Raw genomic sequence first — 11,923 nt, forward strand, 5'->3', positions numbered from 1 at the left:
AAACGGATTCCGATCCATCCCCCGCGCGTGCGATCTCATTCGTCGCGAACGCCGTACATGTGACCCATTGCCGCCAAGACAGGCGGGCAATATTCAAGCAGAGCCCTCCCCGGCATCCACGCCAACCTGACCGGCCCCTCCCCCCCACGCTCGCGCTGCCCACGCCGTTCTGCCGCCGGACCATCGCGAAACGACACGAATCTCCTGTCCATTACGGTGTCGCGGATTCTGACGTGAACGCGGGTAAACGCCCATTTGAGCGTCCCCTTCGACGCTTTACTGTATCGATACACTAAATCGATACAGTGCTGCGCCCCGTCGCGCCGCGCTGAAGACATCCGCCCGCGCACAGAGCGGCATCCAGGAGACAACACCATGCAATCCATTTCCCGGCGACGCTTCCTCCAGACGGCTTCGGTCGCTTCGCTCGCGGCGGCCGGCGCTGGCTTTCCCGCGATCGTGCGTGCCCAGCCCGCGGCCACGCTGCGGCTTTCGTCCTCGATGCCGCCCAACGAGAACGCCGCGCATTACGTGTGGTATCAGAACCTCGTCGCGAACCTGAAGGCGAGCGTTGGCGATCAGATCCGCATCGACTACTTTCCGAACAACCAACTCGGCAAGGAAAGCGACGTCGTGCAGCAGGTGAAGGTCGGCGCGGTCGACATGATGGTCACCGGCTCGTCGATCTGGGCGACCGTGCTGCCGGAACTCGGCATGCTCGACCTCGGATATGTGTTCGACAGCTTCGACCACGTGGGCCGCGCGATGGACGGCACCGTCGGCAAGTCGTTCGACACGCTGCTGCAACAGCGCGCGGGCTGCTCGGTCGTGACGTGGGGCTATTCGTTCGGCGCGCGCAATGTGTTCACCAAGAAGCCCACGCAATCGCTCGCCGATATCAAGGGCGTGAAACTGCGCGTCCTGCCCACACCCGCTTTCATGGAAACCTTCAAGCTGATGGGCGCGGTGCCCACGCCGATTCCCATCGGCGAGTTGTATATGGCCGCGCAGACGGGCGTCGTCGATGGCTTCGAGCACGATTGCGCGACGGTCCTCGCGAGCAAGTACGACGAAGTCGTGAAATCGTGCTGGCAGACCCAGCACGTGTTCAGTCCGCTGGTCGTCGTGATGGGCCGCCGCGCGCTCGCGAAGATTCCGGAAAATCTGCGCCCCGCATTTCAGAAAGCGGCGCAGGACGCGACCGCGAAGCAGCGCGTCGCCGCCATTCAGACCGCCGCCAGCGCCGAGCAGGAACTGAAGAAGAAAGGCATGACGTTCTATCCGATGTCGAAGGCCGACCGCGACACCGCGCGCGCCGAAATGCAATCGAAGTTGTACGCGAGCTTTGCGAAGCAGTACCCGGCGACCGCGCCGCTTTTCACCGCCATCGCCGCCGCGCGCGGTTAATCGAAGCAATGAGGCAGACACCATGACCACTTTCTCCGCGACGCCCGGACCGGAGGCGCAACTCGCCGCGCCCGGCTTCGGCCATGAGACCGTGCTCGCGCGCGGCCTCGCGCGCCTCATGCACTGGATCGAATACTTCTGCGCGGCCGTGCTCGCAGCCGATGTGATCGTGGTGTTCCTCTCGGTGATCTATCGCTACTTCCTGCACGATCCGTTCGACTGGGCCGAAGAAGTCGCCGGCGCGCTGATGATCGTGCTGGTGTTCTTCGGCGCCGCGACCGTGCTGGGACGCAGCCAGCACGTGGGCGTCGATCTCTTTCGCGGCATGCTGCCCAGGCGCTGGCAAGGCGCGCTCGTGCATGTCGGGCATTGGGTGATTGCGGGCGTCGCGGGGAATCTGTGCGTATCGTCGTGCCTGTTGCTCGTCGACTCCTACGGACAGATGACGCCAAGCGGTCTGCCCGCGTGGATCAACGTGTATCCGCTCGTCATCGGCGGCGTGTTCATGACGATGTTCGCGCTCGCCAATGCGCTCAACGGCGCGCGCAAGACCGTGCTCGGCACGTTGATCGGCTGTGTGCTGCTGGCTGCGATCCTGTTCGGGTGGAACGCGTTCGTGCCGGATCACGCGATCAAGCCCGGCTCCCTGTTGATAGCCGGGTTCATCGGCGGACTCGTGCTCGGCGTGCCGATCGGCTTCGTGCTCGCGTTCTCGGCGCTCCTGTATTTCCTCGCCGAACCTTCCCTGCCGATGCTCGTCTACTCGCAGCAAGTGATGGCCGGCACTGACCACTTCGTGCTGCTCGCCATTCCGTTCTTCGTGCTGGCGGGCTTGCTGATGGAAACCAACGGCATGTCGTCGCGCCTGATCGAACTCCTGCTGCGGATGTTCGGACGCGTGCGCGGCGGCCTAGGCCTCATCACGATCATGGCGACGGCGTTCTTTTCCGGCGTGTCCGGCTCCAAGCTCGCGGATATCGCGGCGGTCGGCGGCGTCGTGATGCCGGCCGTGCGACAGAGCAAGGAAGATCCGAACGAGGCGGCGGCGCTGCTCGCGTGCAGCGCCGTGATGGCGGAAACCATTCCGCCGTGCGTGAACATGATCATCATGGGTTTCGTCGCGAACATTTCCATCGCAGGGCTGTTTCTCGCGGGCGTCGTGCCCGCGGCGGTGCTGGCCGTGGCGCTGGCGGTCGTCGCGGTGATCTTCGGCCGCCGCATCAATCTCGCCGATGCGCTCACGAATCCGCGCGCATGGCCGCCGCTCCTCGGCGGCGCTCTGGTCGCGCTCGTCATGATCACGATGATCGGCAAGGGCGTGACCTCGGGTATCGCGACATCGACGGAAGTATCCGCGTTCGCCGTGGTCTATGCGCTCATCGTGGGGTGGCTGGCGTTTCGCGAGCTCACGCCGAAGTCGGTCGCCCGCGTGTTCGTGCGCTCGGCGTCGATGGCCAGCAGCATTCTGTTCATCGTGGCCGCGGCGTCCAGCGTGTCGTTCGCGCTGACCATCGAGCAGATTCCCGCGCTCGTGTCGGACTCGATGATCGCCTTCGCGCATCAATACGGCCCGACCATGTTCCTGCTGCTGTCCGTGCTCATCATGATCGTGTTCGGCGCCGTGCTGGAAGGCGCGCCCGCGCTCATCATCTTCGGCCCGCTGCTCACGCCGATCGCGACGCAGCTCGGCATCAACCCGCTGCACTTCGGCACGGTGATCGTCGTCGCGATGGGGCTCGGTCTGTTCGCGCCGCCCGTGGGACTGGGGCTTTTCGCGACCTGCGCCATCACCGGCACGGAAATGAAGGCCGTGGCGCGTCCTATGCTCAAATACCTGCTGGTGCTGTTCGTCGCGCTGGTGGTGCTGATTCTGGTGCCATCGTTTTCGTTGTGGTTGCCGACCCGGCTCGGCCTGTAGCCGGCAGATGTAAACCTTATGAGCACCATTCAGGATGTCGCCCGCGAGGCCGGTGTATCCGTGAGCACGGTGTCAAACGTGCTCAACGGCCGCACCGACCAGATGCGCCAGGAAACGCTCGCGCGTGTGCAGGCCGCGATGAGCGCGCTGCAGTATCGGCCGAGCACGCTCGCGCGGCAGTTGAAGACGGGGCAGACGCCGATCATCGGTCTCCTGGTGCCGTCCATCGCCAATCCGATGTACGGCTATATCGCGCGCGAGGTCGAAACCTGCGCGCAGGAGCGTTACGGCTATCGCGTGATGATCGGAAATACGTATCGCGATCCGGCGAAGGAAGCGTCGTTCTTCGAGGACCTGCTGTCGCAGGGCGTGCGGCGCGTGATCGTGATCTCGTCGCTGGCGAACGAGCGTCATCTGGAAACCGCCGTCGAGCGCGGCATGGTCGTGGTGAGCTACGACCGCCGCGCGACCGAAGGCGAAGCCACGCGCGTCGAGCACGTCACGCCTGACAATTTCGAAGCGGCGCGCATCGCGACGCGGCATCTGATCGCGCACGGCCACACACGGCTCGCCTTCGCTACCTTGACAGGGGTGACGATGAGCCGCCGCGACAAGATCAAAGGCTTTTTGTCGGCGGCTGACGATGCGGGCCTGTCGGAAGACGCGCGCGTGCTCGACAGCGGCCCGGTGAACGAATACGGCGATTCGATGATCGCCGAGAACGGCCGCGCGCTGGCGCGTCTGCTCGCGAAGGACGACGCGCGTCCGACCGGCATTGTCGCCGTCAACGATCTGATGGCGCTCGGTCTGATGGCGGGCCTGCGCGAGTGCGGCTTGCGCGTGCCGGAAGACGTGTCGATCGTCGGCATGGACGGTCATTTTCTGGCGGCGATTTCGAATCCCGCGCTGACCACCGTCCAGCTTCCCGTGCCGGCGATGGCTGCGGCGATGGTCGAGCGCGCCATGCGCCCGCACGATGAACCCATGCCCGCATCGGAGCAGGCGCTCTTCACGGATATCACGCTCGTCGAGCGCGAGTCCGTTGCGCGCGCGGGCAAAACGGCGGCGAAAGCGAAGCAAGCCAGAAAGACAGGATAAGGACATGAACAAGGTATTCGTGAGTCATCCCCGGCACATGCTGGACCATTACTTCGGCGCACGCGCGGCGGCGGCGCTCGCGAATTTCGCCGACGTCGCGTACAACGCCGAAGATCGCGAGCTGACGACCGCCGAACTCGCCGACGCCGCGCGCGACGCCGATGTCATCATCGCTTACCGGCAGACGCCCGCGCCGCGCGCGTTGTTCGAGGCGCTGCCGAAGCTGGCGGCCTTCGTGCGTTGCGCGGTGGATATTCGCACCGTCGATGTCGATGCCGCGAGCGAGCTCGGCGTGCTCGTCACGCAGGCGAGCGCGGGCTTCGTGCCGTCCGTGTCCGAGTGGGTGATAGGCGCGATGCTCGATCTCGCGCGCGGCATGACCGCGTATGCGCAGGCGTATCACCGTCACGAGGCGCCCGCGCCGAAGATGGGGCGCGAGTTGCGTAGCAGCACGCTCGGCGTGATCGGCTATGGACAGATTTCGCGCTACCTGTGCGATCTCGCGCTGGCATTCGGCATGCGCGTGCTCGTCTTCGATCCCTACGCTTGCGTCGACGATGCGCGCATGCAGCGCGTCGGCTTCGATCACTTGCTCGCGGAGTCCGACTTCGTCGTGTGCCTCGCGCCCGCGAACGCGCAGACCGCGAATCTCATGAACACGAAAAGCTTCGCCGCGATGAAGGCCGGCGCGTACTTCATCAACGCGGCGCGTGGCGAACTGGTCGACGATGCCGCGTTGCTTGCCGCACTGGACAGCGGTCATCTGGCGGGCTGCGCGCTCGATGTCGGCCGCGCGGGGGATCAGATGCCCGCGCCGGCGCTGGCGGCACATCCGCGCGTGATCGCGGCGCCGCATATCGGCGGGCTGACGCCAGGTGCGATCGAGCATCAATCGATGGAAACGGTCGCGCAGACGCAGGCGCTCTTTCAGGGCCGCATGCCGGTCGGCGCGGTGAATGCTGCGCAGGCATATCGCCTTGCGGGTTTCGACATGCAGGCGGACGCGCGATGAACATCGAAGGCGCTTGCGATTGCCACATTCACGTGTACGAGGAAGGTTATCCGCTGGCGGCGAGCGCGACATTCACGCCGCCGCCGGCGCCTGCATCGGCCTATCGGGACGTGCAGCGGACGTTGGGCTTCTCGCGCGCTATCGTCGTGCAGCCGACAGGATACGGATTCGATAACCGTTGCACGCTCGCGGCCATTGCGCAGCTCGGCGACGGTGCGCGCGGCATCGCGGTCGTGCCGCCCGACATCGGCGATGTCGAACTCCAGCGTCTGCACGATGCCGGCATACGCGGCGTGCGATTCATGATGCTGCCGGGCGGCGTGTTGCCATGGGACGCGCTCGCTGACATGTCGGCGCGCATCGCACCGATGGGCTGGAACATCAATCTTCAGCTCGACGGACATACGCTGCCGCAGCATGAGGCCATGCTCGCGCGCTTGCCTTCGAATCTGGTCATCGATCATCTCGGCAAATTCCTCGCGCCGGTCACGCCGGAAAGCGACGGATTCGCGTCACTGTGCCGCCTGCTGGACGGACCGCGTTGCTGGGTCAAGCTGTCCGCGCCCTATGAAAGCTCGCGCGCCGGCGCACCTGATTTCGACGATGTATCGTGGCTGGTGCGCACGCTCGCCGCGCGCTTTCCCGAGCGCGGCGTATGGGCATCGAACTGGCCGCACCCCAACGTGCAGCCCGTGCCCGACGACACGCGCATGCTCGACTGGGCGATGCGCCTGGTGAACAGCGACGGGATGCGCCACAAGATACTCGTCGATAATCCGGCTGAGTTGTACGGGTTTTAGCCGCGCCTGCAACGACGACTGAGAGCGGTCGGGTTGACCTGATGCGCGGCGACTTCCTGCTAGCCCCTGCTCGAGAACAGATCGGCCACAACCGAGCGCAGCCAGCGATTGCCAGCCTCGTGATGATACTTCGCATGCCAGTGCTGCCGCACTGCGAACTTGTCGACTGGGAAAGGACATGAGTGGACCGCGATGTCATTCACTCTTGCCAACGTCTCCCCGATGTTTCGCGGCAAGGTGGCGATAAGGTCGGTCGACTTGATGATCGATCCCAATCCGAGCATTCCCGGGAGCTCGAGCACGACATCGCGTTCGATGTCCTCGCGCAACAGGGCCTGTTCCAGCAACTGTGCGCCCGTGCCGGCAGCGATGATCACGTGCCCTTCGCTGCGGTATTGCTTCAGAGTCAGCCTGGCCCGGACTCGTGGATGGCCCGGATTGGCGAGGCACACCCAATCCTGCATATACAGTTGTTGCTGGTACATTCCGCTCCCGAGCCACGGCACATGCCCGATCGCCAGGTCAGCCTCGCCGGATTCAAGCGCCCGCTCCGTGTTCCCGTCAATTCTTGCGGCTTCCAGCCGAATGCCCGGCGCCTGGGCTCGCACGTGCGCCAGCATTCTCGGAAGCAGCGTGATGTGACTGGCGTCGGTCATGCAGATACGAAACCGGCGCTTCGCCGTGGCCGGATCGAAGGATATCTCCCACGCCGAGAACCGGCGCAGCGACTCCAGGATTTCCCTGCAAGGTCCGATCAGCGCGTCCGCCTGAGGCGTCGGCGTCATGCCGCCGGGCGTGCGAACGAACAATGGGTCCTGTAGATGCTCACGCAGACGTCCCAGCCAGATGCTGACCGTGGGCTGGCTCTGGCCGAGCTGCTCGGCTGCCCGCGTGACACTGCGCACGTCATATAGCAAGTCGAAGAGCTGCAGCAGCTTGAGATCGGGTAGTTCGGAAGTAGTCATGGCTTTATTGTCGCTCGCAATATTGCCATTGTAGTCATTGCCGCAGCGCGAATTATCAGGCGGCGGCCGACACCGCCGCACGAAGTCCGAGCGAATAACTATCGATGCCGAAACCACAAATCTGCCCCTTCACGATTTCCGCGAACACCGACTTATGGCGAAACGCTTCGCGAGCGTGAATGTTCGACATATGGATCTCGATCACAGGCACGGTCAAAATGGCCAGCGCATCCCGGATGCCGTAGCTGTAGTGAGTCCAGGCGCCGGCATTGATCAGCACGCCGTCGACCTGATCGACGAAAGCCTGATGGATTCGCAGACACATGTCGCCTTCGCTGTTCGTCTGATAACTCTCGACCGTGACGCCCAGACCCTTCCCCAGCGCCTGCAGTTGCGCATCGATGTCCTCGAGCGTCGCCGTTCCGTATTGAACGGGATCTCGCTTGCCGAACATGTTGTGATTGATTCCATGCAACATGAGAAACGTTTTCATCATCTCAACCAGCGTAGTGTTGAAGTGGGATTGCTCGCAGGTGTCAGTCGAGCGGAACAGTAAGGCGGTCGATGACCGCGCGCGTCTGCGGGCGAACGCCTCGCCACCACGCGAACGCTTCGGCCGCCTGCTCGACCAGCATGCCCACGCCGTCGGCAATACCTTGGACGCCCGCATTGCGCGCGAGGCGCAGGAAGGGCGTGAGGCCTTTGCCGTAGGCGAGTTCATAGGCAGTCCCGCGCGCGCCGAAGACGCTCGGCGGAACGGGCGGCAGTTGTCCGGTCAGGCTCGCCGAAGTTGCGTTCACGACGAGATCGAACGGTCCCATCGAATCCAGTTCCGCGTAGCCGCACGCGGTGAGCGTTCCGCCAGCGGCGACCTGTTCGACGAGCGCCTGCGCTTTGTCCACATGCCTGTTCGCTACGACGAGTTGCGCAGGCCGCGCGCCGAGGAACGGCAGCAACGCGCCGCGCACCGCGCCGCCTGCGCCGAGCACGAGCACGCGCTTGCCCGACATCGGCTGATTCAGGTTGACTTCGATGTCGCGCACGAGGCCGACGCCATCGAAGTTCTCGGCGATGACGCGCCCGTCCTCGAACTTCATCGCGTTGACTGCGCCCGCGAGCGCCGCTCTTTCGCTGCGTTCGTCGGCCATTGCGAACGCCTGAAGCTTGAAGGGCGCGGTGATGTTCATGCCCTTGCCGCCCGCCGCGATGAACGCTCTGACCGTATCGGCGAAGGCGTCTGCCGGCTCGACCGGACCTTCGATGGCCACGTAGGTCATATCCTGTCCGGTCTCCTGGGCGAAGAGACCGTGGATCAGCGGAGACTTCGTGTGCCCGATCGGATTGCCGATTACCGCGTACTGGTCGCTCATCACGCGCTCCGTTTCGAAAACAGCACGCCATCGGTCTGCATCGCGTCGATCTCGGCGGCGTCGAAGCCCAGCGACTGCGCGACTTCCTCGTTGTGCTGACCGAGATCGGGCCCGACTTCACGAATCGACGTATCGCAGTCGGAGAAGCGGAACGGCAGATTGGGCAGACGCAGCTTTCCGAAGCGCGGATGCTCCTGCTCGATCACCATGCCACGCGCGACGATCTGCGGATCGGCCACGACCTCGTCGATGCGCTGAACCTTGGCGCAAGGCACGTCGACACTGTCGAGCAGCGAAAGCACTTCAGCGACGGGGCGGCCCGCGACCCACGGCTTCACCACCGAGAGGATTTCCTCGCGGTTGGCGTTGCGTCCGTTCAGGTCATGGAAGCGAGCATCGGCACCGAAGCCGGCCGGGCCGCCGTGCTGCTCGACGAGCGCGGCAAAGCGCTTCCACGAGTCGTCGACCTGAGCGGCGATGACGAGATCGCCGTCGGCTGCGCGGAACACGCCGTACAAGGTCGATGTCGGCATGTCGTGGCCGGTCTGCTCGGGAACGACGCCCTGCATCGTGTAGCACTGCACCGCGTATTCGTGCATGGATACCAGCGTGTCATACAGCGCCATGTCGATATGCTGTCCCCGTCCGCTCTTCACGCGGCCGAGCAGCGCGGCGTTGATCGCGGCGACCGCATGGATGCCGGTGTACATGTCGCCCAGCGAGATGCGCATGAGCGGCGGCGGTTCGCCGGGGTTGCCGATCATCTGCATGATGCCGCTCTTGGCTTCGGCGATCAGGCCGAAGCCCGCGCGATGCGCGTCCGGTCCCGTATGCCCGTATGCCGAAATCGAGCAATAGACGAGGCCCGGGTTGCGCTCGGACAGCGCGGCATAGCCAAGGCCGAGCTTGTCCAGCGCACCCGGCCGATAGTTCTCGATGAACACATCCGCCGAATCGCAAAGACGCTGCATGAACTCCTTGCCGCGCGGATCTTTCATGTTGACGCTCACGCCGCGCTTGCCCATGTTGAGCTGCAGGAAATAGGCGCTTTGCTGGTCGTCCAGAATCGTGGCGTGCTGGCGTCCAGCGTCGCCGCTGCCTGGACGCTCGACCTTGATGACTTCCGCGCCGAGCGCGGCGAGGCATCGGCCGACGTAGGGCCCCGCGAGAAAGTGGCTGTAATCGACGACGCGAATACCTTCGAGAGGACGGGCTTGCATTACTTGGCTCCCGGACGGCGCGGAATCATCAGGCGATGCTCGCCGCGCTGGACGACCTGACCGTCCTGATTGATCAGCTCGGACGGCAACACCACGATGCCCCAGCCCGGCTTGCTCTTGCTCGCCCGCATCGAGCCGACGCGGAACTTCACGTGCAGCACGTCGTTGACCTTGATCGGCAGCAGAAAGTCCCACGTCCAGCCGAGCGACATGCCCGGCAGGAAGCGATAGTCGCTCTGCGTCTTCAGGCCATCGGCGATCGACAATCCGAACAGGCCATGCGCCACGATCGAGCCGAAGTGACTGGCGTTGGCGTATTCCTCGTCCACATGGACCGGCGTGTGATCGCCGGTGAGATCGGCGTAGGCCAGAATGCGTTCTTTCGTGACCGTGTAGTTCGGGCTCACGCATTCATCGCCTTCCTGAGCATCGTCCCAGTATTTTTCGATGATGGTGCTCATGCTCACGCCTCCGCGCGTGGATTGATCGCCAGCGCCTGCGCGACGCACGTGGCCGGTCTGGCCTGAATGAGTTCGACGGCGAGCCCGTCGGGCAGACGCAGCCAGTTGCGTCCTTGCGGCATCTCGGTGACGCCGAACGCCTGCGCGGCTCCGATTGCAGCGTCGAGGTCCTCGCACATCACGCCGAGATGCGCCAGCCGGCCTTCAGGCCCCTCATGGCGTGGTTCGCTGATGAACTGAAGACCGCCCAATGTCCAGTACTGACGCGGCTCCTCGCGCGTGCCGTCGACTTCGCGCATGGTCATCCCGAGCACCTGCTCGAAAAAGCGGATATGCCAGTGGATGTCCTTCACCCAGATGGCGACGTGCTCCAGATAGGCTTTCGGTGCGCTCATGCGGCGGCTCCTGCTTTCTGACGGTCCGTCATCGCGCGTTCGATGCCCTTGATGCAGGCGACGAGCGTCGAGTTCACCGGCGTCGGCACGCCGAGGCGCTCGCCCCAACGCACCACCGCGCCGTTGATGAAGTCGATCTCGGTGACCGAGGACTTTTCGAGGCTTTGCAGCATCGAGGTCTTGAATGCCGGTGAAAGTCCTTCGGCGGCCATGTTCCAGGCGTCTTCGGCGTTCGTGATTGAAAGCGTGACGCCCGCCGCCTTCGCAGCCGCCATCGCTTCCTGGATCGCGGCGAGCGATGTCGCTTTCAGAACCGGCTCGTCGTAGAGTTGCCCGTATGTGAGGCGCGTGATGCCGGTGATCGCGCCCGTCGCGACGTTGATCAACAGCTTGTCCCACATCGTGCCGAGAATGTTATCGCTGACCGTAGTGTTCAGGCCTGCGCTGTTGAATGCCTCTGCGATTGCCTGCACGCGGCTCGTGATCCGGCCATCGAGCTCGCCGATGATCGTGAGTTTTCCGGTGACGCCCGACTGAATATGGCCCGGCGCACGCAGCACGCCGCCGACATACGTCTTGCCGGCGAGCACGCGCTCGCGGCCGACGATCTCGCTGAGCACGTCTTCGTGGCCCAGGCCGTTCTGCAAAGAAAGCACGACCGTTTCAGGGCCGACCAGATCGAGCGCGCCGCGCATCGCCGAATCGGTGTGGAAGGACTTGACCAGCACGATCACGACATCGACTGGCCCGACTTCGGCCGGGTTCATCGTCGCGCGAACCTTGACACGGCGCGTGCCGCGCTCATCGTCGACTTGCAGGCCGTCGCGCGACATGGCTTCGACGTGCGCGGCGAAGCGGTCGACCAGCCACGTCTCATGGCCTCCTTCGGTGAGCGCCGAGCCGATGGCGCAACCCAGCGCACCGGCTCCCAGAAAAGCGATCTTCATATCCGTCTCCTTGAATGGAAACGAAGATACGACTCGCCGCACATGCTGGCAATGCAATGGAATCAATATCGCCATTGCGTTTCGCAATATTGATGCTGATGGGACTGGATATAACTGGCTTGAAAGCCGGAGCCGGACTCGGTTCTGTAGCTCAGTACAGGCGCAAGCCGGCAGGCAGATGAGGTAGCGGTACGCCCGGTCTCACGGAGCCGAGCGGGGTAGAACCGACATCGAAGAGGCGGCGATGCTCGCCAGACGCGACATTCGCATCAGCCGCCGGTGTCGCAGCGGGCGTCGCAGCGCACCGCTCGCTCATTTTTGGTTTGCGGA

The 11,923-nt window shown here is 64.2% G+C and carries 12 protein-coding genes; 5 read left to right on the forward strand and 7 right to left on the reverse strand.

The window, feature by feature from the left end; translation table 11 throughout:
• The first annotated feature begins 375 nt into the window (after positions 1–375).
• Genes AWB79_RS20955 through AWB79_RS20975 form a run of 5 tightly spaced genes read left to right on the forward strand, consistent with a single transcriptional unit; the run spans position 376 to position 6,235 of the window.
• Complete coding sequence (locus AWB79_RS20955) at positions 376–1,407, forward strand: TRAP transporter substrate-binding protein (protein WP_061169356.1); 1,032 nt, start codon at positions 376–378, stop codon at positions 1,405–1,407.
• 22 nt (positions 1,408–1,429) lie between these two features.
• Positions 1,430–3,325 carry a TRAP transporter large permease gene (locus AWB79_RS20960; protein WP_061169357.1) on the forward strand — a complete coding sequence of 632 codons (1,896 nt, stop codon included), beginning with the start codon at positions 1,430–1,432 and terminating at the stop codon, positions 3,323–3,325.
• Between the two features lie 18 nt (positions 3,326–3,343).
• The gene (locus AWB79_RS20965) at positions 3,344–4,423 is read left to right on the forward strand and encodes a LacI family DNA-binding transcriptional regulator (protein ID WP_061169358.1); all 1,080 of its coding nucleotides are present in this window, start codon (positions 3,344–3,346) and stop codon (positions 4,421–4,423) included.
• A 4-nt stretch (positions 4,424–4,427) separates the two neighbouring features.
• On the forward strand, positions 4,428–5,435 hold the full coding sequence (locus AWB79_RS20970; protein WP_061169359.1) for a hydroxyacid dehydrogenase: 1,008 nt from the start codon (positions 4,428–4,430) through the stop codon (positions 5,433–5,435).
• The gene (locus AWB79_RS20975; protein WP_061169360.1) at positions 5,432–6,235 is read left to right on the forward strand and encodes an amidohydrolase family protein; all 804 of its coding nucleotides are present in this window, start codon (positions 5,432–5,434) and stop codon (positions 6,233–6,235) included. Before AWB79_RS20970 ends, AWB79_RS20975 begins: the two co-directional genes overlap by 4 nt.
• 59 nt (positions 6,236–6,294) lie before the next feature.
• On the opposite strand, the gene AWB79_RS20980 is transcribed toward AWB79_RS20975, so the two are convergent.
• Genes AWB79_RS20980 through AWB79_RS21010 form a run of 7 tightly spaced genes read right to left on the reverse strand, consistent with a single transcriptional unit; the run spans position 6,295 to position 11,593 of the window.
• The gene (locus AWB79_RS20980) at positions 6,295–7,200 is read right to left on the reverse strand and encodes a LysR family transcriptional regulator (protein ID WP_061169361.1); all 906 of its coding nucleotides are present in this window, start codon (positions 7,198–7,200) and stop codon (positions 6,295–6,297) included.
• 55 nt (positions 7,201–7,255) lie between these two features.
• Positions 7,256–7,693 carry a type II 3-dehydroquinate dehydratase gene (gene aroQ, locus AWB79_RS20985; protein WP_061169423.1) on the reverse strand — a complete coding sequence of 146 codons (438 nt, stop codon included), beginning with the start codon at positions 7,691–7,693 and terminating at the stop codon, positions 7,256–7,258.
• 43 nt (positions 7,694–7,736) lie between these two features.
• A complete protein-coding gene (gene aroE, locus AWB79_RS20990; RefSeq protein WP_061169362.1) occupies positions 7,737–8,570 on the reverse strand; it encodes a shikimate dehydrogenase in 834 nt (277 codons plus the stop codon).
• A complete protein-coding gene (locus AWB79_RS20995; protein ID WP_061169363.1) occupies positions 8,570–9,790 on the reverse strand; it encodes a CaiB/BaiF CoA transferase family protein in 1,221 nt (406 codons plus the stop codon). Before AWB79_RS20995 ends, aroE begins: the two co-directional genes overlap by 1 nt.
• Positions 9,790–10,251 (reverse strand): MaoC family dehydratase, encoded by a 462-nt coding sequence (locus AWB79_RS21000; RefSeq protein WP_061169364.1) that lies wholly within the window; start codon positions 10,249–10,251, stop codon positions 9,790–9,792. The genes AWB79_RS20995 and AWB79_RS21000 overlap by 1 nt, the downstream gene beginning before the upstream one ends.
• A gap of 2 nt (positions 10,252–10,253) precedes the next feature.
• Positions 10,254–10,646 carry a VOC family protein gene (locus tag AWB79_RS21005; protein ID WP_061169365.1) on the reverse strand — a complete coding sequence of 131 codons (393 nt, stop codon included), beginning with the start codon at positions 10,644–10,646 and terminating at the stop codon, positions 10,254–10,256.
• Complete coding sequence (locus AWB79_RS21010) at positions 10,643–11,593, reverse strand: ketopantoate reductase family protein (protein ID WP_061169366.1); 951 nt, start codon at positions 11,591–11,593, stop codon at positions 10,643–10,645. The genes AWB79_RS21005 and AWB79_RS21010 overlap by 4 nt, the downstream gene beginning before the upstream one ends.
• Between the last annotated feature and the right edge of the window lie 330 nt (positions 11,594–11,923).

Source organism: Caballeronia hypogeia (genome assembly GCF_001544875.2).
GTDB lineage: Bacteria > Pseudomonadota > Gammaproteobacteria > Burkholderiales > Burkholderiaceae > Caballeronia > Caballeronia hypogeia.